Source organism: Streptomyces sp. XM4193, assembly GCF_023072595.1.
GTDB lineage: Bacteria > Actinomycetota > Actinomycetes > Streptomycetales > Streptomycetaceae > Streptomyces.
In genome coordinates this window covers 95,678-122,327 of record NZ_JALLGK010000001.1, presented here as the reverse complement: position 1 = coordinate 122,327, position 26,650 = coordinate 95,678, and the positions used below count along the sequence as shown (strand labels likewise).

24 protein-coding genes are annotated in these 26,650 nt (G+C 73.4%); 12 read left to right on the top strand and 12 right to left on the bottom strand.

What is annotated here, in order from left to right:
* Positions 1 to 153: 153 nt before the first annotated feature.
* On the top strand, positions 154 to 840 hold the full coding sequence (locus MTQ01_RS00495; RefSeq protein ID WP_247486299.1) for a flavodoxin family protein: 687 nt from the start codon (positions 154 to 156) through the stop codon (positions 838 to 840).
* Between the two features lie 278 nt (positions 841 to 1,118).
* Here the strand turns inward: MTQ01_RS00495 and MTQ01_RS00490 are convergent, their stop codons facing one another.
* From MTQ01_RS00490 to MTQ01_RS00475, 4 genes are all read right to left on the bottom strand, one after another.
* Positions 1,119 to 1,304, bottom strand: a complete 186-nt coding sequence (locus tag MTQ01_RS00490) for a hypothetical protein (RefSeq protein ID WP_247486298.1) — start codon at positions 1,302 to 1,304, stop codon at positions 1,119 to 1,121.
* A gap of 307 nt (positions 1,305 to 1,611) precedes the next feature.
* Positions 1,612 to 2,016 carry a hypothetical protein gene (locus MTQ01_RS00485; protein WP_247486297.1) on the bottom strand — a complete coding sequence of 135 codons (405 nt, stop codon included), beginning with the start codon at positions 2,014 to 2,016 and terminating at the stop codon, positions 1,612 to 1,614.
* 259 nt (positions 2,017 to 2,275) lie between these two features.
* The gene (locus tag MTQ01_RS00480; protein WP_247486296.1) at positions 2,276 to 3,475 is read right to left on the bottom strand and encodes a hypothetical protein; all 1,200 of its coding nucleotides are present in this window, start codon (positions 3,473 to 3,475) and stop codon (positions 2,276 to 2,278) included.
* Positions 3,476 to 3,661: 186 nt separating this feature from the next.
* Positions 3,662 to 4,915: a hypothetical protein gene (locus MTQ01_RS00475; RefSeq protein WP_247486295.1), complete on the bottom strand. Its 1,254-nt coding sequence runs from the start codon at positions 4,913 to 4,915 to the stop codon at positions 3,662 to 3,664.
* A gap of 728 nt (positions 4,916 to 5,643) precedes the next feature.
* On the opposite strand from MTQ01_RS00475, the gene mbhE reads away from it, so the two are divergent.
* From mbhE to mnhG, 6 genes are all read left to right on the top strand, one after another.
* A complete protein-coding gene (gene mbhE, locus MTQ01_RS00470) occupies positions 5,644 to 8,547 on the top strand; it encodes a hydrogen gas-evolving membrane-bound hydrogenase subunit E (RefSeq protein ID WP_247486294.1) in 2,904 nt (967 codons plus the stop codon).
* Entirely contained in the window at positions 8,544 to 9,179 is a 636-nt protein-coding gene (locus tag MTQ01_RS00465) for a Na(+)/H(+) antiporter subunit C (protein WP_247486293.1), read from the top strand. Before mbhE ends, MTQ01_RS00465 begins: the two co-directional genes overlap by 4 nt.
* Positions 9,176 to 10,831, top strand: coding sequence for a proton-conducting transporter membrane subunit (locus MTQ01_RS00460; RefSeq protein ID WP_247486292.1), 1,656 nt, complete (start codon positions 9,176 to 9,178; stop codon positions 10,829 to 10,831). The genes MTQ01_RS00465 and MTQ01_RS00460 overlap by 4 nt, the downstream gene beginning before the upstream one ends.
* 85 nt (positions 10,832 to 10,916) lie before the next feature.
* Positions 10,917 to 11,732, top strand: coding sequence for a Na+/H+ antiporter subunit E (locus MTQ01_RS00455; RefSeq protein ID WP_247486291.1), 816 nt, complete (start codon positions 10,917 to 10,919; stop codon positions 11,730 to 11,732).
* Positions 11,729 to 11,995: a monovalent cation/H+ antiporter complex subunit F gene (locus tag MTQ01_RS00450; protein ID WP_211043226.1), complete on the top strand. Its 267-nt coding sequence runs from the start codon at positions 11,729 to 11,731 to the stop codon at positions 11,993 to 11,995. The genes MTQ01_RS00455 and MTQ01_RS00450 overlap by 4 nt, the downstream gene beginning before the upstream one ends.
* Entirely contained in the window at positions 11,992 to 12,579 is a 588-nt protein-coding gene (mnhG, locus tag MTQ01_RS00445) for a monovalent cation/H(+) antiporter subunit G (RefSeq protein ID WP_247486290.1), read from the top strand. The genes MTQ01_RS00450 and mnhG overlap by 4 nt, the downstream gene beginning before the upstream one ends.
* 16 nt (positions 12,580 to 12,595) lie before the next feature.
* Here the strand turns inward: mnhG and MTQ01_RS00440 are convergent, their stop codons facing one another.
* Both MTQ01_RS00440 and MTQ01_RS00435 read right to left on the bottom strand, forming a co-directional pair.
* Entirely contained in the window at positions 12,596 to 12,943 is a 348-nt protein-coding gene (locus MTQ01_RS00440) for a hypothetical protein (RefSeq protein WP_247486289.1), read from the bottom strand.
* A gap of 91 nt (positions 12,944 to 13,034) precedes the next feature.
* Positions 13,035 to 13,382, bottom strand: coding sequence for a hypothetical protein (locus tag MTQ01_RS00435; protein ID WP_247486288.1), 348 nt, complete (start codon positions 13,380 to 13,382; stop codon positions 13,035 to 13,037).
* A gap of 198 nt (positions 13,383 to 13,580) precedes the next feature.
* On the opposite strand from MTQ01_RS00435, the gene MTQ01_RS25055 reads away from it, so the two are divergent.
* From MTQ01_RS25055 to MTQ01_RS00420, 3 genes are read left to right on the top strand one after another with little or no spacing between them, the layout of a single operon-like run.
* On the top strand, positions 13,581 to 13,895 hold the full coding sequence (locus MTQ01_RS25055) for a type VII secretion target (protein WP_247486287.1): 315 nt from the start codon (positions 13,581 to 13,583) through the stop codon (positions 13,893 to 13,895).
* Positions 13,896 to 13,949: 54 nt separating this feature from the next.
* Positions 13,950 to 14,696 (top strand): WXG100 family type VII secretion target, encoded by a 747-nt coding sequence (locus MTQ01_RS00425; protein ID WP_247486286.1) that lies wholly within the window; start codon positions 13,950 to 13,952, stop codon positions 14,694 to 14,696.
* 31 nt (positions 14,697 to 14,727) lie between these two features.
* Positions 14,728 to 15,213, top strand: coding sequence for a hypothetical protein (locus MTQ01_RS00420; RefSeq protein WP_247486285.1), 486 nt, complete (start codon positions 14,728 to 14,730; stop codon positions 15,211 to 15,213).
* A 146-nt stretch (positions 15,214 to 15,359) separates the two neighbouring features.
* On the opposite strand, the gene MTQ01_RS00415 is transcribed toward MTQ01_RS00420, so the two are convergent.
* The 6 genes from MTQ01_RS00415 to pdhA all read right to left on the bottom strand — a co-directional run bounded on the left by MTQ01_RS00415 (position 15,360) and on the right by pdhA (position 23,881).
* Positions 15,360 to 16,499 carry a TrkA family potassium uptake protein gene (locus MTQ01_RS00415; RefSeq protein ID WP_247487605.1) on the bottom strand — a complete coding sequence of 380 codons (1,140 nt, stop codon included), beginning with the start codon at positions 16,497 to 16,499 and terminating at the stop codon, positions 15,360 to 15,362.
* 307 nt (positions 16,500 to 16,806) lie between these two features.
* Complete coding sequence (locus MTQ01_RS00410) at positions 16,807 to 18,603, bottom strand: molybdopterin molybdotransferase MoeA (RefSeq protein ID WP_247486284.1); 1,797 nt, start codon at positions 18,601 to 18,603, stop codon at positions 16,807 to 16,809.
* A 203-nt stretch (positions 18,604 to 18,806) separates the two neighbouring features.
* Positions 18,807 to 19,904, bottom strand: a complete 1,098-nt coding sequence (locus MTQ01_RS00405; protein WP_247486283.1) for an NTP transferase domain-containing protein — start codon at positions 19,902 to 19,904, stop codon at positions 18,807 to 18,809.
* Between the two features lie 136 nt (positions 19,905 to 20,040).
* Positions 20,041 to 21,576 (bottom strand): dihydrolipoamide acetyltransferase family protein, encoded by a 1,536-nt coding sequence (locus MTQ01_RS00400; RefSeq protein WP_247486282.1) that lies wholly within the window; start codon positions 21,574 to 21,576, stop codon positions 20,041 to 20,043.
* A complete protein-coding gene (locus MTQ01_RS00395; protein WP_247486281.1) occupies positions 21,576 to 22,664 on the bottom strand; it encodes an alpha-ketoacid dehydrogenase subunit beta in 1,089 nt (362 codons plus the stop codon). Before MTQ01_RS00395 ends, MTQ01_RS00400 begins: the two co-directional genes overlap by 1 nt.
* The gene (pdhA, locus tag MTQ01_RS00390) at positions 22,661 to 23,881 is read right to left on the bottom strand and encodes a pyruvate dehydrogenase (acetyl-transferring) E1 component subunit alpha (RefSeq protein WP_247486280.1); all 1,221 of its coding nucleotides are present in this window, start codon (positions 23,879 to 23,881) and stop codon (positions 22,661 to 22,663) included. The genes MTQ01_RS00395 and pdhA overlap by 4 nt, the downstream gene beginning before the upstream one ends.
* A 519-nt stretch (positions 23,882 to 24,400) precedes the next feature.
* Between pdhA and MTQ01_RS00385 the strand changes: the two genes are divergently transcribed.
* Entirely contained in the window at positions 24,401 to 24,871 is a 471-nt protein-coding gene (locus MTQ01_RS00385; protein ID WP_247486279.1) for an Lrp/AsnC family transcriptional regulator, read from the top strand.
* A 141-nt stretch (positions 24,872 to 25,012) separates the two neighbouring features.
* On the top strand, positions 25,013 to 26,503 hold the full coding sequence (locus tag MTQ01_RS00380; protein ID WP_247486278.1) for a hypothetical protein: 1,491 nt from the start codon (positions 25,013 to 25,015) through the stop codon (positions 26,501 to 26,503).
* Positions 26,504 to 26,650: the final 147 nt, after the last annotated feature.

The following is a 26,650-nucleotide window of genomic DNA, read 5'->3' as shown; positions in this document are numbered from 1 at the left end:
AGCACTGGTGTTCCGATCGGAATGCCAGTTGGTTCCAGCACTAGCCTGAGTGATCTCCGAACCGATATGAAGCCTTGACGTCGCCGAACAGCGGCGACGGCGAACACCCCACCGCCGTCGCCCGTTTCCCCCTCCCCGAGTCAGGAACAGCACATGAGCACACCGGCCTTCGAATCCCCAGCCACAACGCCGAACGAGTACCGCGCCCCCGGCGAATGGAGCGAGGCCGCTCGGCGTTCGTACCTCTTCGTCCTCGGCAGTTCGCGCACCGACGGCAACACCGAGGTGCTGGCCCGTGCCGCCGCCGACCAGCTCCCGCCGCAGATATCGCAGCGCTGGATCGACCTCAAGCTCGTCCGGCTGCCCGACTTCCGCGACGGGGTGCACCAGGGGCACGAGGGGTACGAGGACGGCGTGTTTCCCGGCGGGGAGGCCGAACGGCAGCTGTACGAGGCGACGGTGTCGGCGACCGACATCGTGTTCGTCGCGCCGATGTACTGGTACGGGCTGCCCGCCCAGCTGAAGCGCTACTTCGACTACTGGTCCGGCTGGCTCAACGCGCCGGCGCTGGAGTTCCAGCAGCGGATGGCCGGCCGCCGGCTCTGGAACATCGCGGCGAGGGCCGACCCACGGGACGAGATGGCCGAGGGTCTGATCGCCCAACTCACCAACGCCGCCGCCTTCATGGGGATGAGCTACGGCGGTGCGCTGCTCGGCCGTGGGGTCGCCCGCCGCGACATCTACCGGGACCAGGCCGCACTCGCCCGGGCCAAGACGTTCTTCCGGCAGGACGTGCCGCTCGCCCGCTTCACCTGCGACGTCCCCGTCGAACAGCGGTAACGCCCCCTGGCCCGACCCGGGCCAACCGGCCCGCGCACAGGGCGCGTTCGCCCCGACGGGCCCGCGCGGCCAACCCGTACCGGCGCGGGAGCCGCCCCGCGCCCGCGGAACCCCGTACTGCTGTGGAGCCCCGTACTGCGGTGGAGCCCGGTCGCCCTCCGGCGGCCGGGCTCCACGGGTACGGCTGCGGGAAGACCGCAACGGCTTTCTCCCGCCCGGCGCTCAGTCGGCCGCCGTACGAGCCGTCGCACACGGTGGTCCCGCACACGCGTACGCGGTCATCCGCCGTACATGCCCCGGAAGACCACCACGCCCAGGATCATGCCGATGATCAGGCCGGCGATCGAGACGCCGATGGCGGTGTTGGCCAGGCGCTCGTTCTTGTTCTCGGCGACCACGCCGCAGACGATGCCGGCGATGCCGAAGCCCGGCGGGCAGAACAGAAAGGCGACACAGCCGAGCACGATGCCGACGACGCTGAGCGTGTTGGAGTCGTTCGGCTGGGCCTGGTACGGCCCGTAGTTCTGTTAGGGCGGCGGCTGGTGCGACATGTGATTCCCCCCGGATGTTGTCCAAACAAATGCGAAATGCACCTTCTCGTGGTGTGCATCCGTTGTGAACAGTGCCCCGGAGCCCGGTCCGGTACACCAACGACCAGCGCAGATGCCCCGGTTCGGGGTGCCGGAGACGCCGGGAGCGGGTTCGTCCCGGGCGTCCGTCCCGGGCGTCCGTCGTCCGGGGAGGAGGCCAGGACGCGGACGGCGACCGGCCTCAGCCCTTCGTGCAGACCTTGGTGAGCTCGGTCCCGGCGTCCTTGAGCGGGGAGAGATCGGGACTGCGGTCCTCGCGCAGCGAAGCGTGGACGTCCTTGGTCGCGTCACCGACCCGCTCGGCCGCCCTGCGCATGTCGGCGTTGTCCGCGCGGTCCTTGATCTTCTCCACGTCCCGGTCGAGCTTCTCGGTGACCTCGGTGGAGTCCCGGTCCAGCGCCGAGCCGATGGCGGCACGTTCGAGCTGGTCGATGCTGCGGGAGACGGAGAGGGCGAGCTTTCCGCAGTCGAGGGCGCGTTCCGTGGCGTCGTTGCAGCCGGTCAGCCCGGTCGTGAGTACCGCCGCGCCCAGCAGCGCGGCGACCCCCGCCGTCGTACGTCGTCGGCGTGTGCTGCTCGAAGTCACGTTCAAGTCCCCCCGTACGGCGGTGAGTCGGCCACCCGTACCGCACTGCGGCGGCCCCGGTCGGTGGGTAGGACGCAGAAACGGCGCCCGCGGATGCCCCGCAGCCGCCACCACGGCCGCCGCCCACGACGGGCCCGTGCGCCCAGGGGCGCGCCCGGCACCGCACACGCCCCTGCCGGGGACGCACGGCGTACGCACCTGCCCGCCGTACGCACCTGCCCGGACGTACGCACCCGCCAGCCGTACGGTGCCGGGTCGCTCAGACCGCCTGGTGGTCGTAGGAACTGCCCGGCTTCGGGAAGGACTTGACGTCCGCGAGCTTGGCCGCCGTCGCCGCCTGGCCGGACGCCTGCGCCGCCTGGATCGCGAGGTAGACCCCGGTGAGCCCGGTCGCCATCTGGTCGGCGAGCTGGACCATCTTCGCGATCTTCAGTGCGATGGACGCCGCCGCGGCGGCCGTGACCACCAGGCCCACGCCGGTGAAACCGGCCGCGGCACCGGCCGCCGCCTCCAGCGCGGCGATCAGCGCCAGATCGAGGATGGTCGACATGCACGCCTTCACCATGTTCACGAAGGCGTTGATCTGGCGGCCGATCTCCTCGTAGCAGGTGCACAGGGCGTTGAACGTCTCCTGCGCCGAATCCAGCTTCTGCGCCGCGGTGTTGAAGTAGTCGTACGCCTGGGCGGCGGACTGGCCGGTCCAGCTGTTGCTGAGCAGGCTGTTGCCGAAGGCGATGTTCTCCGCGACGGCCTTGCAGAGGTCGCCGAGCTGCCGCCAGGTGGTGGCGCACTGCTCGAAGGAGTCCCAGTCGCCGGCTATCCAGTTGGCGACCATGTCGAACAGATCGAAGTTGAAGGCCAGTTTGAGGCCCTCGTTGATCAGCACCGACGGGCTGGTGAAGTCGAGTACGACGCCGACCGCCTCGCCCAGCCCGCCGAGGGCGCCGTTGTCGTTGTTGAAGACGCCGTCGATGCGGTCGCCGGCCAAGCCGTCCCAGCGGTCCTTCCAGCCCGACTGGGCCGGGTCCGACTCCAGCGAGTCGGTCGGGTTGCTGCGGTCGGTGAAGCCCGTACCGGGCAGGTTGAGCCCGCCGAGACCGGCGAACGCCCCGCCGCCGACCGCGGCGCCGCCCGAAGGCGCGCCCCGCCCGCCGGGGTAGGTGGCGTCGACGTTCGCCGCCTGCTGCTCGTCGGTCTGCCGGTAGTACTGCGCCGATCTGATCAACTCGTCGCTGGAGCTGCCCAACACCTGCTCGAAGCCGTTGAACAGGGCTTTCGCATCGGTGGTGTTGGTGCTGTGGATCTCGACCACCTGGCTCCAGATGGTGCTCGCGGCCCCGGAGGTCGACAGGTTCGCCTTCTTGTCGACGTGGGTGTTGCCCGCCAGCAGGTCCTTCTCCGCCCTGGAGAGCATCCTCGCGTAGCCGTCCAGATCCTCGGGCTCAACCTTGAAGCTCACAGCCGTCGACCTCTTCTCCCCGTGCACCCCGTGCGGCTCGCGCGCCTGCGCGTTCCGGCCCCGGACGGGGCTCTTCGGAGCCTACTCAGCAGCGCCGACGCGGTGTGTGCGGGGGCCAGTCATCGCCCCGCGCCAGGTCAACGGGCCGTCTGCGCACCGCGGTTGCCCCGCCCGGGCGGCCGGCTCTCAGCGACCCGCCGGTGGCGCGGGCGGCGGCGGTGCGGGGACGGCGGGTCCGGCCCCCGGCCGGTCGCGGCCGAGCCGCAGAAGCTCGCGGGTGTGCAGCGCGGAGCGCAGCAGGAGCGCGGACGCCGAGAGCGCGGGGGCGATCAGCAGCGCCGCGAGCGCGCCCTCGGCCGTCCCCTCCCAGAACCCCAGCAGCACCGAGCCGCACAGCAGGAGCGCGGCGGTGTGCAGCACGGTTCCGGCCAGGAAGGCCGGTCTGCGCCGCAGGGTGGCGGTGCCGGCCGGCCGCAGCTCCTGGACCTCCTCGGACCGGTGGACGGTACCGATCTCGGGACCGTCGGGCGCGCCCGGGCCCGGCGCGTCCGGTGTCCAGCCGAGCGCGCAGCGCCCGTCGCCGAGCGCGAGCACCGCGGGAACCGACGCGCTCGCGTCGCCGGGGCGCCCCGAGGGCACCCAGTGGAGCCGCCCGGGTCGGCCGTGGAAGGCGGAGGCCAGCGCCTCGGCGTGCACCCGGTGGTCGAGGTGGAGCAGCCGCTCGCCCGCGCCCGGCACGCTCAGCCGCAGCGCGAACTGCCGACGTGCCGTACGTGCCCGCGCCGCCCGCTCCCCGTACGGACGGCCCTTGCGCGCGGCGGTGCCGGCGACGGGCAGCGCGCCCTCGGGGTGCGGGCGGTGCACCCCCGCGCTCCACCCGGTGACCTGCACCGGAACGAACCGGGCGGTGCCGGAGGCCACCGCGTCCTCGACGGCGTCGGCGACGTACTCGCTCTCCGCCGCGGTGACCCGGCGCACGCCCCACGACCAGAGGAGGATCAGTGCGGCCAGGCCCGCCCCGCGCGTCAGCGCCGAAACCGGATCGGCGGTGTGGCTCGCGTCGGCGCGGGAGAGCGCCCACTCCCCGACGGCGAGCAGCGGCACCGCCGCCGATGCCACCACGGCGGCGGTCGCGAAGCGGCTGTCGGCCAGCGCCCTGCGGTCCAACAGCCGCACCGCGCGCGGCGGACGGGCGGTGATCGGTGCCGGCGGCAGCCGGAGCGCGGCACGGTGTTCGGAGGCCGTCTGCCGGTGGTGGGCCAGGACGCCCAGTACGGCGACGGCGAGGCAGGCCAGTACGTCCGCGCGCGGTGCGGGGGCCTCCGGTCGGAGCGCCAACAGCACGGCCGCCCCGACGATCGCCGACCAGACGGCGACGCCCCAGACGAGGGAGACCGGGCTCGTCCCGGCGCGCCCAGCCGGGCCCGTGGCGGAAGTCACCCCGGGGTTCACGGCGGGCCCGGCAGGGGGGCCGACTGGGCCGGCGACGGGGGTGGTGGCAGGTCCGGCCGCAGGGCCGGCGGGGCCGACTTGGCCGGCCGCGGGGTCGGCGGGTCCGGCGGCGGGGTGGGCGGTGCCGGGCGGGCCGTTGCGGCCGGTCCCGCCCCAACCGGGTTCGCTGCCTGTGCCGTTCACCTCGTGCCTCCCTGACCGTGTCGGTACCGCCAACGAGACGGTAGCCGTCCGCCGTCGTCGGGCCGCGGGCCGCCCGGCCTGCAGCCGCTGCCGAAAGGCCCGCACACCCGGCATTCGGCGCGGTGTGCGGGAGGCGTGGCGATACGGATGTGGTCGATGGGGATATATCTGCCGCTCACGCGGGCAGGTAGGCGGGCAAGCCCGTCATGTTCCTCCGGCAGGTGGCACAGACGGGGCGGGTGCGCCTCCCCGGCTCGGCGGAGGGCCGTTCACCCGTCTGCCCGCCGACAGGCAGCCGCCACGTCCGCCACGTATACAGAGGAACTACGACAAAGCGCCGCGCCCCGACGCACCGCCGGGCGCACGGACCAGACGCACCGCCAGACCCGCCGCCGCCCGCACCACCAGACCCGCCGCCGAAACGCTCACCGACACCACCGGGAGAACGCCGTCCGGCACCGCCGCCGGAGCCGTCCCGAGGTCCGCCGCCGCGGGCCGCCCGCCTCGACCGCGCCGAGAGCAGCAGGAGTGACGTGCTCGTACTGATCGCCGCCCATGCCGTGCTGGCTGCCGTACTGCCTTTTCTGGAGCGTTGGTACGGACGCGGTGTGTGGGCGGTGGCGGCGGCGGTACCGGCCGCGACGTTCCTGTGGGCGGTGGTGCACGCGCCCGCGGTCCTCGACGACCGGGTGGTGCATGAACAGCTGACCTGGGCGCCGGCGCTCGAACTCACCGTGGATCTGAGGCTGGACGCGCTCGCGCTGCTGCTGGTCGGCATCGTCAGCGGCGTCGGCGCCCTCGTCATGATCTACAGCGGGCGGTACACCTCCGAGGGCCACGGGCGGGAGTCCGCGCTGCTGGTCGCCTTCGCGGGCGCGATGGTCGGCCTCGTCACCGCCGACAACCTGCTGGTGCTGTACGTGTTCTGGGAGCTGACGACCATCGTCTCCTTCCTGCTGATCGCCGGCCGGGGCCGCACCACCGAGCACCGGCGCGCGGCCGAGCAGGCGCTGATCACCACCGCGGCCGGCGGCCTCGCGATGCTGCTCGGCTTCGTGCTCCTCGGCGAGACCGCGGGCACCTACCGCCTCTCCGAACTGCTCGCCGACCCGCCGGGCGGCGGGTACGTCACGATCGCCGTCGTCCTGGTGCTGCTGGGCGCGTTCACCAAGGCGGCCCAGATGCCGCTGCACGCCTGGCTCCCCGCGGCGATGGTGGCACCCACCCCGGTCAGCGCGTTCCTGCACGCGGCGGCGATGGTCAAGGCCGGTGTGTATCTGGTCGCCCGGTTCGCCCCCAGCTTCGCGGCGGTGCCGCCGTGGCAGGCGCTGGTGCTGGTCGTCGGCTCGGTCTCGCTGATCGTCGGCGCCTGGCAGGCGCTGCGCGAGCACGATCTGAAGCGGGTGCTCGCCTACGGCACCATCAGCGAACTCGGCCTGCTCATCATCCTGTTGGGCCACGGCAGCCGCACGGCGGCGCTGGCCGGTGCGACCATCCTGCTGGCGCACGCCACCTTCAAATCGGCGCTCTTCCTGGTCACCGGCACCATCGAGAAGCTGACCGGCACCCGCGACATGCGCCGGCTGAGCGGGCTCGGCCGAAGGCAGCCCTGGCTGGTGGCCGTCGCGGTGATCTCCGCCGCCTCGATGTCGGGAGTGCCGCCGCTGGTGGGCTTCGTCGGCCACGAGGCGGCGTTCGAGGCGTTCCTGCACCCGGACGGCTTCGACGGGGCGTACCACGGCTGGGTGCTGGCCGCGCTCTTCCTCGGCTCGGTGCTGACCGTGGCGTACAGCGTCCGCTACTTGTGGGGCGCCTTCGCCGACCGGCCGGGCGTCGAGCAGGTGCGTGCCGACGGGCGCGAGCCGTGGCTGCTGGGGCCGATCACGGTGCTCGCCGCCGGCAGCGTGACGCTCGGCGTCGGCTACCCGCTGACCGAGGCGCTGACCGAGCCGTACGCCGACACCCTGCGGTCCGGCGGTGAGACGTACCACCTCGCGCTGTGGCACGGCTTCACCTTCGTACTGGCGCTCTCGGTCGCGGCGCTCGCGCTCGGTGTGCTCTTCTTCCGGATCAACCGGCTGGTGCGCAGACAGCGGCTTCGGCTGCCGGACGTGCCCACCGCCCAGGAGGTCTACTGGCGGGGGATGGACAGCCTGATGGCGGGCGCGGTGCGGCTGACCCGTCGCACCCAGGTCGGTTCGCTCCCGGTGTACCTGACCGTGCTGCTGGCCACCTTCGTGGTGCTGCCCGGCGGCGCGGTGCTGTGGGCGGCGACCCGCGGCGAGGTGCCGCTGAGCCGGCCGCCGCTGTGGGACACCACCATCGAACTCCCCCTGGGCGCCATCGTGTTGACGGGCGCCGCCGCACTGGTCGGCGCCCGGCACCGGCTGACGGCGGTGCTGCTCGCCGGTGCGGTCGGATACGGCGTGGCGGGGCTCTTCCTGCTGCACGGCGCACCGGACCTGGCGCTGGCGCAGTTCCTCATCGAGACGCTGACGCTGATCGTCATCGTGCTGGTGCTGCGCGGTCTGCCGGCCGATCTGGGGCCGCGCCACACCTCGCCGCGCACGGTCGCGCTGCGGGCCGCGCTGGCCTGCACGGCGGGGGCGTTCGTCGGGCTGCTGTCGCTGGTGATCAGCAGCGCCCGAAACGATTCCTCACCGGTCGCCGAGGAGATGATCCGGCGCGTCAAGGAGACCGGCTCGCACAACGTCGTCAACGCGATCATCGTCGACTTCCGCGCGGGGGACACCTTCGGCGAGATCTCCGTGCTGATGGTCGCCGCGATCGGCGCCGCGGCGCTCCTCGGCTACCACCGGGCGACCTCCCGCGACGAACCGGGCAGGCCGGCGGTGGCGCTGCCCGAGCACAAGCGCTCCCTGATGCTGGAGATCGTCGTACGGCTGCTCTTCCCCTGCGTGCTGGTGCTCTCGGTGTACCTGCTGTTCTCCGGACACCTGCGACCGGGCGGCGGGTTCGCGGGCGGTCTGGTGGCGGCGCTGGCGTTCGCGCTGCGCTATCTGATGGGCGGCCGGGACGACCGCTCCTTCGCCGGGCCGCTGGACGCCCGGGTGGTCGCCGGCAGCGGACTGGCCCTGGCCGGAGCAGCCGGCCTCGCCCCGCTGCTCTTCGGCCGCGCGCCGCTCTCCTCGGTGGTGGCGGACTGGCAGCTCCCGGTCTTCGGCCACGTCGAGTTCGCCACCAGCCTCGCCTTCGACGTCGGCGTCTACCTGGTGGTCGCGGGCGTCGGAATGCTGCTGATCTCGGCGGCCGGCCCCGCGCAGGAGCCGGGCGGCGGACGCGGAGTGGGCGACGCCCCCGGCGGCGGCGACGCCGTCGAGCGCGACGGCCGCCGCTACAACCGGCACGAGGACGACCGTGCACCCAGGCTCTCCGTCGTGCGACGGGGCCGTACCGGCGGGAGGTCGGGACGATGACCGTACTGGACCTGACCACCGCGCTCGTGGTCGGCGGACTCTTCGCCGCCGGCTTCTTCCTGCTGCTCCAACGCACCCTGATGCGGCTGCTGTTCGGCTTCCTGATCCTCGGCCACGCCACCAACCTGCTGCTGCTCGCCGCCGCCGGACCGCCCGGCGCACCGCCGATCACCGGCGAACTGCGCGCCGGCAGCGAGGCCGACGCCGACCCGCTGCCGCAGGCCATGGCGCTGACCGCGATCGTCATCACCTTCGCCCTGACCATCTTCCTGCTCGCCCTGGTCCACCGCGCCTGGCAGCTGCACGGCCACGACGAGGTGCGCGACGACGCCGAGGACCGCCGTATCGCCGAGAACCAGGAGCGGGAGCACACCGACGCCGACACCGCCGACCGCGAACAGCGCCCTGCCGCCTCCTCGGACCCGACCTCGCGCTCGCTGTCGATGCGCGAGGAGCCCCGCAGCGAGGCCGAACAGCGCCGCACCCGCCCCCGCCGCGGCGGCACCCCCGGCGGCGCGGGCGGCACGGGCGGCGCGGGCGGCACCTCCGGCAGTACGGGCAGTACGGGCAGTACGGGCGGTGCGCCGCCGCCGGTGGACGGTACGGACGACGGGAAGGGGGACGCACGATGAGGGCCCTGATGCTCGTCGCGCCGATCATGCTGCCGCTCATCGCGGCCGGCCTCTCGGTGGCCGTCTGGCGCCGCTCGGCGATCCAACGCGCCGTCGGCGTCGGGGTGTTGCTCGTCCTGCTGGTCGACGCCGTCGCGCTGCTGCTGCTCGCCGACCGGGACGGGGCCCAGGTCCTCGCCATCGGCGGCTGGCCCGCCCCGCTGGGCATCTCGCTGGTCGCCGACCGCACGGCGATGCTGATGCTGACGATGGCGCTGACCGTCTCGCTGGCGATCCTGCTCTTCGCCGTGGGCCAGGGCAGCGCCGAGGCGTGGTCGTCCCGCCCGGCCTTCCACCCGGCGTACCTGGTGCTGGTCGGCGGCGTCGCGCTCGCCTTCCTCACCGGCGACCTCTTCAACCTCTTCGTCGCCTTCGAGGTGATGCTCGCCGCCTCGTACGTGCTGATCAGCCTCGGCACGGACGAGAAACGCATCCAGGCCGGGATGACGTACACCATCACCTCGCTGGTGTCGTCGCTGATCTTCCTCACCGCGGTCGCGCTCGTCTACGCGGCCACCGGCACCGTCAACTTCGCCGACCTCAGCATCCGGGTGCCCGAGCTCGCGGGCGGTGTCCAGGACGCGCTCAGCCTGCTGCTGCTCATCGTCTTCGGCATCAAGGCGGCGATGGTGCCGCTGCACTTCTGGCTGCCGGACAGCTATCCCACGGCGCCCGCGCCGATCACCGCGGTGCTCGCCGCGCTGCTCACCAAGGTCGGCCTCTACGCCATGGTGCGCACCCAGACGCTGATGTTCTCCCGCGACGAGAGCTGGACCCTGCTGCTCTGCCTGGCCACCGCGACGATGCTGATCGGGGTGCTCGGCGCGGTCGCGCAGAAGGACCTCAACCGCATGCTCTCCTTCGTCCTGGTCAGCCACATCGGGTACATGCTGTTCGGCCTCGCGCTGTTCACCGCCGAGGGGCTGAGCGGCACGCTGCTGTACGCGGTGCACCACATCGCCGTGCAGGCCGCGCTGTTCCTGATCGCCGGACTCGTCGCCGGGTGGAGCGGTACGGCCGCGCTCCAACGGCTCACCGCCGCGCCACCCCCGCCGACCCTGCTGGCCGGGCTCTTCCTGGTCAGCGCGATGAGCCTGGCCGGACTGCCGCCGTTCTCCGGCTTCATCGGCAAGGTGGCGCTGCTCCAGGCCGGCGTGGACGCCGGCGGCGCGCCGACGCTGCTGGTGCTCGGCGCGCTGCTGGTCACCAGCCTGCTCACGCTCTACGCGATGGCCAGGGTCTGGCGGGCCGTCTTCGCACAGGGCCCGGACCGGCCGCCGCCGGTCTCCCGGCACGACCGCGGCACCCGCACGATGCTGGCGACCACCGCGGGCGTCGTGGCGGTCGGCATCGCCGTTGCCCTCGCCGCGGGCCCGCTCTCCCAGGTCACCGAGCGCGCGGGCGAGGACCTGCGCGACCCGGTCGTCTACCAGGAGTCCGTGCTGCCGCCCACCGGCCCCTCCGACGACGATCCGAGCGGCGTCTCCTCCGGCGGCGAGCGCGAACGGGGCAGCGCGGAGACGGACGGGAACGGGGGCGACGGAGACGGCCCCGGCGGCGCGGGGGAGGGCGCGCCCACCAACGGCGCGGACCGACCACTGGTGCAGCGATGAACGGGCGACCGGCCGAGGTGGCGTACCGCCGCACGGCCGGCGCGACGATCCGGGAGGTACCCGCGATGAACTCGGAGACACCGCGATGAGCACCCAGACCGAGCACTCCGCCTCCGGCGGCGCCGACCCGCCCCCGGACGTCCCCGCGAACGAGGGGGACGGCCGACCCGGCGGTGCGCTGCGCGGCCGACTCGTCCTGGTCGTCGGCCTGTTGCTGCTGTGGATCGTGCTCTGGGGATCGGTCAGTGCGGTGGTGCTGCTGTTCGGCGTGATCGTCGCCGTCGGCGTCGCGCTGCTGTGCCCGGTACCGACCACCCGGTTCGTGCTGATCAAACCCTGGCGGCTGCTCGCCCTCGCCGGCCGCACCGCCGCCCACCTCGTCGGCTCCGGGGCGACCGTCGCCTGGGAGGCGGTGCGCCACGGACCGCGCACCCGGTCCGCGGTGGTGGCGGTGCCGCTCCAGATGGACACCGACCGGCTGGTGCGCGGCGCCGTACAGCTCACCGGACTCTCCCCCGGTTCGCTGGTGCTCGAGATCGACCGCGAACGACGGGTGCTGTACGTGCACTCGCTGCCGGTGTGGGACGCGGAGGAGGCGGAGAAGCGGCGCTCGGAGGTGCTGGCCGCCGAGGCCGCCATCCTGCGTGCCTTCGGCGACACCGGCCCGTCCGGCGGGGCGGGCGCGGGCTCCTCGCGCGCCCCCGGCCCGGGGCGCTCCGCGGGCGGCGCGGGTGGCGCAGGTACGGGCGGCGGCGCGGGTACGGGCGACGCGGGCGGCGCAGGTACGGGCGGCGGCGCAGGTACGGGCGGCGCGGGTACGGGTGGCGCTGCGGGTGTGGAGTCGGAACCGGGGTCGTCCGGCGGGGGCGACCGGAAACGCAACGGGAGTGAGGGCTCGTGACCGTCGTCGCCATCATCGCGCTGACCATCCTCGCGGTGGCCGCGCTGCTCGTACTGATCCGTCTGCTGCGCGGCCCGCGCGTACTGGACCGCATCAACGCCGTGGACGTGCTGGTCACCCAGATCGTCGCCGGAGCGGCGGTGGCGGCGGCCGTGTGGAACTACGTCACGGTGCTGCCCGTGCTGCTCGTACTGGCCCTGCTCGGCTTCAGCGGATCCGTCGCCGCGGGCCGCCTCGTGGAGGAACGGGAGGACATGCGGTGAAGATCCTCGCCGACGTCGTCACCGCCGTACTGCTGCTCTCCGGTGCGGTGTTCTGCCTCTCCGGCGCGATCGGGCTGCTGCGGTTCCCCGACACCCTCACCCGGCTCCAGGCGTCCGCGAAGGCGCAGTCGCTCGGACTGGTGATCATCCTGCTGGGCGCCGCGGTGATGGTCAGCGGCCCCTACACCGGACTGCTGCTGCTGATCGCCGCGTTCCAGCTGATCACCGCGCCCGTGACCGGGCAGATCCTGGGACGCATCGCCTACCGCACCGACGCCGTCGACCGCTCCCTGCTGACCGCCGACGAACTCGTCGACCACAAGCACCGGTTGCGCGCAGCAGCCGCCTCCGAAGCCCGCCGCGAGACGGGCGCGGACGGCTCGTACGGGCCGTACGGGCCGGACGCTTCCGGCGCGGGCGGGGTGGAAGCGGACGGCCGGAGTGGGCGGGGCGAGGCCGGGGACGACGCGCAGGACACCGACGGGAACGGCTCGGCGAACGCCTCCGGTACGGACACCTCCGGGACGGACACCTCCGGGACGGACGCCTCCGGGGCGGGCGGGGCGCGCGGCGGGGAGAGCTGAGGGCCGGTCGGCCGAATCAGTCGGCCAGCACCTGGAAGAGCACCACATGGGCGATCACCAGGGTCGCTCCGAGCAGCAACCAGCTGCTCACACGGTTGCGCCAGGCGAGGATCGCGCTGGTGATCGCCCCGACCGCGAGGGCCACGCCGGCCATTCCCTGCGGGCTGCCGACAAGCCCCCCGGAGCTGTCGTCACCGGACACCTTGGAGATCGAGGCCGTCAGCTGCACCAGGGCGCAGAAGATGATGAACAGGGCGCCGCTCTCGCGCAGTCGGCGCGCACCACGGGTCTCGGTCGGCGCCGCGTCGCGGCTGCCGCCGTTGCCGTCGGGCTCGTGGGGCTGGTCGTCGCGCTGACTGTTCATGCGTCCAACCTACGTAGCCGGCGGCTCCGCCGACATCCCGAGTCGCCCTCGATACGCCCCTGTGCCCGGCCCGTTATGCCGGGCGGGGGTGTCAGAGGGTGAGGAGGTGGCCGATCAGGAAGATCGTCGCGTCGACGAGACCCGCGTACAGCAGCCATCGCACTTCGCGGTGGCGGAAGCCGCGCACCGCCCAGACGATGGCGACCGCGGCGAGCGCCACCAGTACGGCGACGGTGAACGACTGCACGACGACGCCGTGCTGCGACCACGGTCCGGTCGCGTCGAGCGCGACGCGGCTGTGGTTGAGGGCTCCCAGAACGGCGAACAGGCCGGCCAGGGTGGCCGCACCCGACCAGGCCCGCCGGGTGATCGCGTCCTCGGGGCGGGGCGCCGGGCCGTCCGTGTCCGCATGGGCGCGCGGACCTCCGGAAGAACTCATGCGACAACGGTAGTCGGTCGGTTCGGAAGCGCTCCGCCCGGTGCTCCCGACGGTGTTCTTCTGGTGTTTCCACCGTTTCCGGCGGAATGGTGGCCCGGTGCCCTCTATTCATGTCCGGGTGCGGCGGCCGACCCGGCGGGCCGTTTCACGGGCGGCGTAGGGTGGCCGCTGCAACGATCGAAGAACGGGGGAAACGCCGTGAGTTTCAAGGTCGAGCACGAAGATCTGGAGAGCTATGCGAAGCAGCTCGGACGGGTTTCGGAGGACGCGGAACAGGCGAAGCGGTACGTCGGTCAGCACACCAACGCGGATGTGTCCGACGGGCTGTTGATATCCGCCTTCGGTGCGCCTCACCAGGACGTGGTGCAGAAGGTGAAGGACGCGCTCCAGAAGGTCCAGGACATCGCCAAGGGATCCCAGAACGAGCTGTCGTCGGCCGCGAAGTACTACCGCGACACCGACGAGAGCAATGCCGAGGCGGTGGACGCCACTTACCCCGCGAGCAAGCGCTGAGCCGGCGTCACCGGCCTGCGGCACGAGCATCCGAACGAATCGATTTGAGCAGACATGAGTGGTTTCGCGGACACTTCCGAACCCGTGCACTATCTCAAGCCACCCAAGCTTGAGGGCGACGAGTTCTCTCGCGGACTCTTCGTCGACGGTTTCAATACCGTCAGTGACCTGGTGAGTCCGACCTACTGGATCAACGAGGGCATCAAGCTCGTATTCGACAAGAATCCGCTCGACGCGGTTCTGGAGTGGTTCGCAGGCGACTGGGAAGCGTTCTTCGAATGTTCGCAGGCGTGGGAGAACCTCGCGAAGTGTGTGAACGCCATGGCGTCCAACATCGATTCGGGAAACAAGAGCCTGGACGCCACGTGGAACGGAAACGCGGCCGACTCCGCGTTCATCTACTTCGAGCAACTCGTCGGAAAGCTCGACGAGTTGGAGTCCTCGCTCGCCGAACTCTGCGCGGCGTACCAGAACCTGTCCACCGGTATGTACTCCGCGGCGATGTTCGTCCGCACGCTGCTGCTGGCGATGGGGGACGCACTCGTCCTGCTCGCGATCGAACTCGCCGCCGGAACCGCGTTGTCCTGGACCGGTGTCGGCGCCGTTGTCGGCTACGGGCTCGCCGCTCTGGAGATTGCCCGGCTCATCAAGCTGTGGGGTGACCTCACCAAGCAGCTCACCACCGCGCAGCAGCTGGTGAACGCCGCCTCGGGCATCGTCCAGGGCGTTGGCGGGACCCTCTACAGCGGCATGGTGAAGTTCCCCGTCCCGGGGCAGACCTACGACCACCCCGGCGTATGACCCCGTCGGACCGGCAGGAGGAGATCGGCCCATGAGCGGAGACGAGCAGCAGATAGGGGACTCGGACCTGACCGGGCTCACCGGCGGGGACGAGGCGCGGGCGAGGGCGCTGCGCAAGTCCCTCCAGCGGTTGGCCGGAGGCGAACACGTCAGCGCGCCGCTGCGGGAGATGGCGAACGAGGTGCTCGCCGGCCGTATCGGGCTGCGCCAGGCCATGCACATCGACTCCTACTCGGAGGCCCTGGGGGAGCAGGTCGCCCGGGGCAGCCGGGAGTACCAGGAGCTGCCGCCCGAGGAGGTCGCGCGCCAGAAGGAGGCGGCCGAGGAGTACTTGGCGGAGCAGCGGGCCGAGATCGAGGCGGAACGCGGCGACGGTGACGAGGGCCCGGGCGGTCCGGACGGCCCGGGCGGTGGATCCGGCAGTTCCGGAGGCGGGTCGGGCGGCTTCGGCGGTCTCGCCGGCGGCCCGGGCGGCAGGGGGCAGTGGCCGGGCAGCCACGACTGGCGCCGACGGTGAGCTGCCGGGCAGCCGCCGCCCGTTGACGCGGGGCTGCGACGCCGCGGACCCGACCGCCCGCCGTCGCGGACCCGACCGCCCGCCGTCGCGGCCCCGACGACCGCCCGCCGTGACCACGGCCCGCTCCGGGAGGTGGGAGGCCGTCGCTACTGGCCGAGTTCGTCGCGGGGGTTGCGCCAGTCGCGGGGGGCAGGGCGCATCTTGGGCGGGGCGCGGAACCGGCCGCTCTCCTCGTCGTCGTCGCCCATCCGCACCTTGGTCTGCGGCTGGTCGGGTCCGCTGCGGCGGATGACGACGACGCGGTCGAGCAACTGGAGGGTCTCCACCTCGGGTTCGTCGAAGTTCAGCAGGCGGTGGCCGCGGATCACGGCGACGATCAGGGCGTCGCACTCGCGCGGCGAGTGGCCCGCCTCCGCCTTGGTGACCGGGCGTTCGACGAGGCTCAGCCCGGTGCCGTAGTGCATCAGATCCTCCATCACCAGGCCCGCGCTGGGGCTGATGAGGGAGAGGCCGAGCATCCGGCCGGCGGCGCCGGAGCTGGTGATCACCGAATCCGCGCCGGACTGCTTGAGCAGCGGCACGTTCTCGTGCTCCCGGACGGCGGCGACGATGCTGAGCCCGGCGTTCATCTGCCGGGCGGTGAGCGTCACCAGTACGGCGGTGTCGTCGCGTTCGGTGGCGATGACGATCTGCCGGGCGCGGTCGGTGCGGGCGCGCTCCAGAACGCTGGAGCGGGTGGCGTCGCCGACGACACCGGCGAACCCGTCCGCGTTGGCGGCGTCGACCACCTTGGCGTTGGGGTCGACGATGACGATCTGCTCCTTCGTCATCCCGGTGGAGAGCAGCGACTCGGCGGCCGACCTGCCCTTGGTGCCGAATCCGACGATGACGGTGTGGTCACGCACGCGGGAACTCCAGTGGGACAGCCGCCACTGATGGCGGGTGCGCTCGGTCAGCACTTCCAGTGAAGTCCCGACGAGGATGATCAGGAAGAGGATGCGCAGCGGTGTGATGAGAAAGGTCGTCAGCAGGCGCGCGGTGGTCGAGACGGGTGCGATGTCCCCGTAACCGGTGGTGGAGAGGGAGACGGTGACGTAGTAGAGCGAGTCCAGGAAGTTGACGTTGCCGTCGGCGTTGTCGGTGTAGCCGTGCCGGTCCAGATAGACGATGGCGACCGCCGTGAACAGCACGATGTGGGCCATGAGCAACCGTTTCGCCACCTGGATCAGCGGCCCGGCGAGGTGGCGGGGCAGCTGGACCCGGAAGGTGTGCTCGTCGGCGACCATCGCCCGCCTGGTGTTCCACGCGGTCACCGCCGACCAGGCGGACAGGGGGCTGGGGAGCTTCATCACGCATCCTGAGACGGAGAACCGAGTGGGGTCGGGGTCGGGTGTCGGGGGCTGGGAGTGTCGGGGGTGGCGCCGGAGGTGTGCGGCGCCGGGCCGGCCGGGGGTCCGGCGTGCCGTTCGTCCGGTCGGGGTCGGCCGGTGCCGGAGGACCTTCGGCGGTCCGGTCGGTCCGGTCCGGCCCGTCCGGGGCGCGGTCCGGGCGGGGCGGGCCCGGCAGCCCATGGCCGGAAAGCGCCCGCGCGGTTTACCGCCCGGGCAACCGCAGCAGCACGACCGTCGAGCCGGCGGACGAGGCCGCGCCGGGCGGGATCACCGCCATCGCGTCGGCGGCGGCGACGCCTCGGAGCATAGCGGGACCGTGGTGGCGCAACGGCCGGACTCCCCCCGGGCCCTCCCGCTCGGTCACCGGGACCAGCCGGGTGTCCGTGGGATGGCCCTCGACGCGGGTCGCCAGCCGTGCGGTGGGCGGTTCGGTCTCCGGCTCGTGGTCGCCGAGCGCGCGCAGCAGCGGTTCCACGAGGGTGAGCAGCGCGGCGACGGCGGCCAGCGGGTTCCCGGGCAGTCCGACGAGGTGCCGGACCGGCGCGACGTCGTCGCCAGGGTCGTCGTCCGGCGCGACGGGGCGCTGCGCATCGGCGCCGGGCGCGTCGAGGCCGGGTCCGTGGACGGTCGCCGCATCCGGGCCCGGTGCGTCCGCACCCGGTGCGTCGACGGCCATCGCGTCGACGGCCATCGCGTCGAAGCCCAGGGCGTCGAAGCCCAGGGCGTGGGGGCCCGGCGCGCGGGATCCGGGCGCGTCGGGGTTCGGCGAGCCGTCGGCCGGTGCGTCGGGGCCCGGGGAGCTGTCGGGGGTCGGTCCGGCAGGCGCGCGCCGGGTGTCGGGGACGGCGTCGGGGACGCTGCGGGTGGCGGGGCCGGTGTCGACGTCGCGGCCGGTGTCGGCGTCGCGGTCGGTGGCGGGCGGGAGTTGGGCGAGCAGCATCGGATGGCCGGGGCGCACCGCCACCGAGTCGACCAGCAGCCGTGCGCCGATCCGCGTCAGCAGCGGCCGTACGTGGTCCATCGGGCCGCCGGCCGTACCGCCGGTGGTGAGCAGGACGTCGGCGCGGGAGTCGTCGACCGCCGTCGCCAGTGCCGCCGGGTCGTCGCCGAGGTGGCGCACGGCCAGCACTTCGGCGCCGAGCGCGGTCAGCCACGGGTCGAGCATCGGCCCGAGAGCGTCCCGCACCAGGCCGGGGGCCGGTACGCCGTCCTGGGTCAACTCCGCGCCGAGCACGAGGACTTCGACCCGGGGGCGGCGCGTGACGTTCAGTTCGTCGTGGCCGGCCGCGGCGGCGAGACCGAGCACCACCGGGGTGACCCGGGTGCCGGCGGGCAGCAGCAGATCGCCGGTGCGGCACTCCTGGCCGCGCGGCCGGATGTCGGTGCGGTGGTCGGCCGGTACGTGCGGACTTCCCGCGCCGCGCGGCCCGGTGCGGGCGAGCCGGTCGCCGTCGACGGTGGCGTGCTCGGTGCGCAGCACTGCCGTCGCGCCCGCCGGCACCCGGGCGCCCGTGGCGATGGCGACCGCGTACCCGTCGGCCAGCGCGGACGCCGAGGCGGCCCGGTCGCCGGCCAGCACACCCGGCGCTCCCGGCCCCTCGCCGGCGGATCCGCCGGTGAGTCGCCAGGGTCCCGGGCCGGCGACGGCCCAGCCGTCCATGGCCGAGGTGTCGAACGCCGGCAGATCGGTACGGGCGACCAGCGGCGCGGCCAGGCTGTGGCCGAGCGCCCGGTGCAGCGGCAGCGTCAACGCACTGCCGGCGCGCGCCGCCCGCCGTGCGCGGGATCTGGCGGAGGCCCAACTCACTGCGGTCGGCCCGTCGCCGGCAGCCGCCGCGGAGGTACGGGGCTCAGCGCCGGGCGTGCCCGCGCTGCCGGGCGTACCGGCGGGCGGCGCACCGCGGGAGGCGGGGCGCGACGCGGCGGGGCGGGGCCGGGTGGCGCTGTTGGCGAGGGCGAGCGCGTCGTCGAAGTCGTCGGAGGAGTCGAAGCGGTTCATGGTGTGCTGCGTTCCGATCTGACTGTCGCGTTGCCGGGATACCGGTGCGGACGGTGACGGGGTCCGGCGCCCACGAGCGGGGCGCGGGCGTACGAGCGGTGCGGGTGCCGCGGGGCGTGCGGACGGCGGAGCCGGTGGTGCGGGCGTACGGGCGGGTGGCGGGTGGTGCGGGACGTCCCGTGTGTGCGGGGTGGCGCGGGTGGTCAGTCCGGGGGCTCCTGGGGCGCGGGGCTCCGGACGCCGGCGACGCCCTCCCCGTTTCCCGTCCCGTTCTGCTCGCCCGCGCTGCCCGGCCGGTCCGTGCCGCCGGTCTCGTCGGGCTCGTCGGCCCGGCTCGTGTCGGTCGGCTCCTCGGTTCGGCTCGCGCTGCCCGAAGCCCTGGGCCGGCTCGTGTCGGTCGGCTCGTTCTGCCCGTCTTCGCCGCGCGGCGCGTTCGGCGTGCTCTTCTCCTGCTCCTCGCCCCAGCGTTCGGCGAGGGCTGCGGCGCGCAGGGCGGCCCGGGCGATGTCCTCGGTGGTGCCGCCGCCGCGGGCCGCCGCGTAACCGATCAGGAAGGTCGTCAACGGTGCGGCCGGCCTGGTGACGGAGTGGGCGGCGTCCCTGGCGAGGTCGAGGAGCAGTGCCTGGTCCACGTCGAGGTCGAGGTCGAGTTCCGCTTTGAGCGCGGCGATCCATTCGTCCAACATCCGCCCATGCTCTCTGATGTGTCCACGGGCCGCCGCCAGGTCGTCCCAGGTGTCGCAGTCCGCGGTGTCGGGCGGACCGCCGGTCGGGTCGCCGTGTGCGGGCAACGGGACGCGGGCGACGACCAGTTCGGGCACGAGCAGCCGCAGCGGCAGGTGGTCGAGCCGACCGTGTTCGGCGGCGATCAGGGCGAGTTCGCGCTCCAGCGGTTCGCGGTGGTACGCCGCCAGCAGCGGCTGGTCGCGGCCGTCCGCGGGGTCGTGGGCGAGCGCCGCCTCCACGCCGTCGGTGCGCAGACCGCGCAGCAGCGCCGCAACCGTCACCGGCCGCAGGAACGGCAGATCGGCGCTGAGCACGAGCAGCGTCGGCGCGGTGCTGGCCCGCAGCCCCGCGTCCAGCGCGGCCAGCGGGCCCGCGCCGGGCCGCCGCTCGCGGGTCCACTCCACCGGTCGGTGGGTCGGTCTGCGCGGACCGACCACCACGGTGCGGGCGGCGTCCGCGCAGGCGGCCAGGGTGCGATCGAGCAGGGTGCGTCCACCGACGGTCAGCGCGGGCTTGTCCGCCCCGCCGAGCCGACGAGCGCGTCCGCCTGCGATGACGAGGGCGTCGTAGGTCACGGACCGAGCGTACGGTCAGCCCGTCACGTACGGATGTCGCCCTCCGCACAGGGCCCCTCCGCACCGGGCCCCTCCGCACCGGGCTCCTGCGCCCCCGGCGGGCCGGGCCGCCGCGGCGGGGCGGCCCGGTCGCCGGTCACAGGGTGCGCAGCAGGGTGGCGGGTTGTTCGACGCAGTCGGCCACGTACCGCAGGAAGCCGCCGGCCGTTCCGCCGTCGCAGACGCGGTGGTCGAAGGTGAACGACAGCTGCACCACATGACGCACCGCCAACTCGCCCTGGTGCACCCACGGCTTCTCGACGATGCGGCCGACGCCGAGCATCGCGGCCTCGGGGTGGTTGATGATCGGCGTGGAGCCGTCCACCCCGAAGACCCCGTAGTTGTTCAAGGTGAAGGTGCCGCCGGTGAGTTGGGCCGGTGCGAGGCGGCCGGCACGGGCGGCCTCGGTGAGTCGGCCCATCTCGGCGGTGATGCCCTCGGCGCCGAGGGTGTGCGCGTCGCGCACCACCGGCACCACCAGTCCGCGTTCGGTCTGCGCGGCGAAGCCGAGGTGCACGGCGTCGTGCCGGACGATCTCGCGGGCGTCCGCGTCCACCGAGGCGTTGAGCTCGGGGTACCGCGTCAGTGCGGCGACGCAGATCCGGCCGAGCAGCGCGAGCAGGGAGATCTTCGGGCCGTCGACGGCGTTCATGGCCCGTCGGGCGGCGAGGAGTTCGGTGGCGTCGGCGTCGACCCAGGTCGTCGCGTCGGGGATCTCGCGGCGGCTGCGCGAGAGCTTGTCGGCGACCGCTCCGCGTACGCCCTTGAGCGGCACTCGCTCGCCGGTGAAGGAAGCGGAACCACCTGTTCCGGTCGCGACGGTGCCCGGGCTCGCGGCGGTCGACGGCGCGCCGTGCGGCCGGCCGGCGGCGGCCTGCACGGCCGCGGTGCGCAGAACGTCGGCGCGCATGATCAGCCCGTCCGGGCCGGTGCCCGTCACGGTGCGCAGGTCGACCTGCTGCTCGCGGGCGAGCCGCCGCACCAGCGGTGAGATGACGGGTACCGGGCCGTCGCCGTGCACGGGTGCGTGCGGCGCGCCCGGCGCCGGCTGCGGCGTACGCACCGGGGCGGGTACGGAGCCCGCCGGCGCGGTCGCGGCGGCGGCCGAACCGGCTCCCGCACGGCCGGCCGAACCGGCCGCGGTGCGGCGGCGTCTGCGCGGTGCGGTGCTGGTCCCGTAGCCGACGAGCACGTTGCCCGACCCCTCCTCCGCGCCGGCGGACGCCGGAGCCGGGGAGGCGTGGCCCGGAATGGTGAGGCCCGAGGCGTCGCCGGCCGAGGCGTCGCGACCGGAGGCGCCCGGGCCCGGTGCGGCGGAACCGCCGGTCACCGCGCCGGAGTCGGCGGTCGGTCCCGTCGGCCCCGCCGTGGCCGCGGTGCCCGCGGCGATCGACGAGGCGACCGTCACCAGCGGTGCGCCGACGGGTATCTCCTGGCCCTCCTCGCCGTACCGCGCGGTGACCACCCCGCCGTACGGGCAGGGCACCTCGACCATGGCCTTGGCGGTCTCCACCTCGACGACCGGCTGGTCGACGGCGACCACATCGCCGACCTCCACCAGCCAGCGGGCGATCTCCGCCTCCGTCAACCCCTCGCCCAGATCGGGCAGTTTGAACTCGCGCACCTCGGCCATCAGCGCCCGTCTCCCTCGGCTCGACCAGGCCCAGCGGCCCGCTCTCCACTCTCGGTCCAGCGGGACTCCCACTGCAACCGGTCGACGGCATCCAGGATGCGGTCCACGCCGGGCAGATGGTGCCGCTCCAACATCGGTGGCGGATACGGGATGTCAAAACCGGCCACTCTCAGGACCGGCGCTTCCAGATGGTGGAAGCAGCGTTCGGTGACACGGGCGGCGATCTCCCCTCCGGGACCGCCGAAACCGGTCGACTCGTGCACCACCACGGCCCGTCCGGTGCGCCGTACCGACTCGCAGATCGTCGCGTCGTCGAACGGCACCAGCGAACGCAGGTCGACGACCTCCAGCTCGATCCCGTCCTCGGCCGCCGCCTCGGCGGCCTCCAGACAGACCGGGACGGACGGCCCGTACGTCAGCAGCGTCGCCGAGGAGCCCCGACGGCGTACGACGGCCCGACCGGCGGGCGGTACGGCGCTCGGGGCGTCCGGATTCCAGTCGCTGCGCGACCAGTAGAGACGCTTCGGCTCCAGGAAGACCACGGGGTCGTCGGAGGCGATCGCCTCGCGCAGCATCCCGTACGCGTCCTCGACCGTCGCCGGGGTGTAGACGTGCAGACCCGGTGTCGCCAGGTAGTACGCCTCGGACGAGTCGCTGTGGTGCTCGACGCCGCCGATGCCGCCGCCGTAGGGAATGCGCACGGTCAGCGGCAGCGGCATGGTGCCCCTGGTGCGGTTGCGGTGCCGCGAGACGTGCGAGACGAGCTGTTCGAAGGCCGGGTAGGCGAACGCGTCGAACTGCATCTCCACGACCGGCCGCAGCCCGTACATCGCCATGCCGACCGCGCTGCCGAGGATGCCCGCCTCCGCCAGCGGGGTGTCGGTGCACCGCTGGGGGCCGAACTCCTCGGCCAGCCCGTCGGTGACCCGGAAGACGCCGCCCAGCGTGCCGACGTCCTCGCCGAGCACATGGACGCTCGGGTCCTCGGCCATCGCGTCGCGCATCGCCCGGGTGAGCGCCTGGGCCATGGTCGCCGGTTTGCGCGCCGCCGCCGTGCCGCGCCTGCGTTCCGCCGCTGCCGTGCTCATCGGCCCTCTCCCCGCCCGGCCCCGCCGTGCTGCCCGTGCTGCCCGGCGTGCTGCCCGTCGTGCTGCTGTCCGTGCTGTCCGTCGTCGGTGGTCTGCGCGTCTGCCTCCGCCTCCGCCAGTTCGGCCCTCAACTGCTCGGCCTGCTCGCGGAGTTGGGTGGTCTGCTCGGCGTAGACGTGGGCGAAGAGGGACATCGGGTCCAGCACCGGATCGGCGTTCATCCGCTCCCGCAGATCCGCGGCCATCTCCTCGGCGGCGTCCTTCGCCCGGCGCACGCCCTCCTCGTCCAGCTCGCCGCGCTCGGTCAACTCCCGCTCCAGCAGCGCGATCGGGTCGTGTTCGCGCCAGACCTCCAGCTCCGCCTCCGCCCGGTAGCGGGTGGCGTCGTCCGCGTTGGTGTGCGCCTCCATGCGGTACGTCACCGCCTCGACGAGCGTGGGGCCCTCGCCCGCGCGGGCCCGCTCCACGGCCTCCCGGAGCACCTCGTGCACCGCCGCCGCGTCGTTGCCGTCCACCAGCCGGCCGGGCATCCCGTAGCCGACCGCCTTGTGCGCCAGGGTCGGCGCGGCGGACTGCTTCTCCAGCGGCACCGAGATCGCGAAGCCGTTGTTCTGCACCAGGAAGACGACCGGGGCCTGCCAGACGGCGGCGAAGTTCAGCGCCTCGTGGAAGTCCCCCTCGCTCGTGCCGCCGTCGCCGACCATCGCCAGCGCCACCACGTCGTCGCCCTTGATCCGGGCGGCGTGCGCCAGCCCCACGGCGTGCGGCAGCTGGGTCGCCAACGGCGTGGACAGCGGCGCGACGCGGTGCTCGTACGGGTCGTACCCGGTGTGCCAGTCGCCGCGCAGCAGGGTCAGCGCGTGCACCGGGTCCACGCCCCGCGCGACCACCGAGAGGGTGTCGCGGTAGCTGGGAAAGAGCCAGTCCTGCTCGCGCAGCGCCAGCGCCGCGGCGACCTCGCACGCCTCCTGGCCCACCGACGAGGGGTAGACCGCCAGCCGTCCCTGCTTGGTGAGCGCGGTCGCCTGGTGGTTGTACCGGCGTCCGCGCACCAACTGCTCGTACAGCTCGCGCAGCAGGCGCGGGTCCAGCTCCGCACCGGTGCCCAGCAACCGGTACGGGCTCGCGTCGGGCAGCAGGGGAGCGGCGTCCCTGCGGGGCTGCCAGGCGGGCGGCGGTGCGGGGCGGTAGGCACCTCGCTGCTCTAGCACCGTCATGTCGAGCACACCTCCGGGTCGGGCGGGGCGGGCGTCAGCCGTACGGCCCGCACTGTGTTCGGCTGCCCTGCCGCGCGGGTGCGGCGGCGGGCTGTCGGTTCTGTGCGCTTCTCCGCGTGCGCCGGTGTCCACTGTGGGCACACACCCGGGCCGTCGGCCCGCCGGAAGGCGGAGTGGTCGGACGGCCGGCGAGTGGGGATCGTGGTCACCGGGAACCGGAGAGCTCGGGGGAACCGCGGGAATCGGAAGAGTCGGGGGGCGGAATGCGTGTCGTCGGCAGCGTCGGTGTCGTCGGGGGACAGGACGAGTACGTGTGCGGGGACGGGACCGGTACGTGTGCACGGACCGGCACCGGCACCGGCACGACAGGCGGTCGGGACGGTGAACGCGTGTGCGCTCTCCCTACCGATTGTTCGGTCCGGAGTGCATTCTGGCTACAGGTGCGGTCCGCCTGTAGACACTTGGCCACGGCGGACGTGGGATGTCGGCAGGACGTCCAGCGAAGGGAGGTGGGAAGGCATGACCGATGAACAGATGGCCCCCAGGCCGCTCGATCCCGTCGACCGGGAGATCGTCCGACTGCTCCAGAAGGACGGCCGGGCCTCGATCCGGTCCGTGGCGGAGGAGGTGCACGTCTCCCGCGCCAACGCCTACACCCGGATCAACCGCCTCATCGCGGACGGTGTGATCCGCGGCTTCAGCGCCCGCATCGACCACGAGCGCGCCGGGCAGGGGGCGTCCGCGTACATCACGCTCAAGATCGTCCAGGACTCCTGGCGCAGCGTGCGCGAACAGCTGGAGCAGTTGCCCGGCGCCACTCATCTCGCCCTGGTCAGCGGCGACTTCGACGTGCTGCTGCTGGTCCACACCGTCGACAACCGCGCCCTGCGCGAGCTGGTGCTGACCCGTATCCAGTCCATCCCCGGAGTGCTGAGCACCCGCACCCTGCTGGTCTTCGAGGAGACCGACCTCGACCCGTCCGACCAGTAGCCGCCACCCGCAACGGCCTGCGTACGGACCGTGCACGGCGCCCGCCCGGTCGCGGCGAGGGGTGGGCGCGGGTGCGGGCGACGGCGGTGGTTACGGTCGTGGGGCAGCGAATCGGCGGGACGTACGTGATGGGTGGGGCGAGTGAGGTCGATGCGCACGGCGGCCGACGGGGACGAGGAGGAGCGGCTGCGTCGGCGTGCGCGTACGGGTTCGTACACGGCGCTGGCGGGGGTCGTGGGTTTCACCGTCTGTCTGCTGGTGCGGTTCAGCACGGTGTTGCCGCGGTGGGATCTGTTGGCGATGCTCGCGGTGGTGGGCGTCGGGGCGGCGATACGGATGCACGCCCTGCGCGCCCGAGTGCTCAACTCCGTTGATCCGCGGCACATGCTGCGCCCGGACGTGCCGCCCGTTCCGCCGGGTTTCCGTATCGAGAAGCGTCTGTGGTGGCCCGACCGCAAGAGCATGGAGAGCACGGTCGTCCTGCTGCTGTGCGCCGTGCCGCTGGTGCTGCTCGCCTACTCCGCCTCGAACACCACCGCGGTCCTCGACCGCGTCCGGGGCAGTGACCACACCGTCGTCCGCGGCACCGTGACCCATGTGGAGGCGAGGAAGGCCCACCAGCCCAAGGTCTTCGAGGGGGGGCACCGCGACTCGGTGTTCACCTACGACCTGCGCGTCAACACCCGGGCCGACCGCACCGGACGCGCGCTGGAGGGGACGATTCGTCGTGAGCACATCGTCGACGCACAAGGCGAATCGCTCCTGGTCGAGGGGGACGCGGTCTGGATCGTGTACGACCCGGCGAGCACCTCCCGGCAGGCGGCCCTCGCCACCGACCGCGGCAAGCTCGACGAACTGCTCGGCGGGTGGACCGCGGACCGGGGCATCTGGAAGGTGGCCCTCGTCCCCGCACTGCTCTGCGGGGTGCGGTGGTTGCTGGTCGCCTCCGGCGCCGTGAACCAACCGGGCCAGGACCTGGTGGCAGCCGCCGTCCACACCGGACGGGCCCGGGCCCTGCGGGTGCGGGTGGCCGGCGTGGGACGAGCCTCGGTCAACCGGGGACGGGTCCTGCGGCTGACCGCGCCCGAGGGCGAACGCGAACTGCTGCTGGAACGCTGGGCCGACCCGGACCACGTCGCCCACCGCCTTCAGGGGCAGAACGGTTGGCTCTACTGGGGCCGTACGGCACGGGACGGCGCACCCGCCGCCGCCCAGACCCTCCGCGACCGGGTGTGGGCCACAGTCACCCTGGCCCGGCGACGTGCCAACACCGGTCCGAGGGCGCTCGATTCCGCCGTGCTGGTGCTGGCGGACGGACGCTGTCTGCGCGGTCGTACGCCCCGAACGCTCGACGGGACGATGGCCCCCGGCCGGGCCGTGGAACGTCGCCGGCCGCAGTCGTGTCCCGAGGCACAGCCGGTCGAGCGGCACGTCCTGCGTGCGGTCCGGGTGCGCCCGCTCGCCGTTGTGCTGGCGCTGCCCGCGGTGGCCACGTTCCTGGCGATGCTCACTGTCCCGCTCGGCGACCTCACCGAGGACGGGCCGACGAACGCCGTCCTCCTGACGCTCACCGTCCTGGCCTCCGGATACGCCTCGTACCGCGCCGCCGTCCACGGCGGCTCACGACGCTGAGGGGCGCTGAGGGGCGCTGAGCGCGGCGCGGTTCGCGGCGGTTCGTGGCGCTGAGGGGGCGCTGAGAGGCCCGCCGGTCCGCGTGGACGGTGGGGGTCGTTACGGTCGTTGGGCAGTGAATCGGCGGGGCGAGCGGGGTTGATGCGG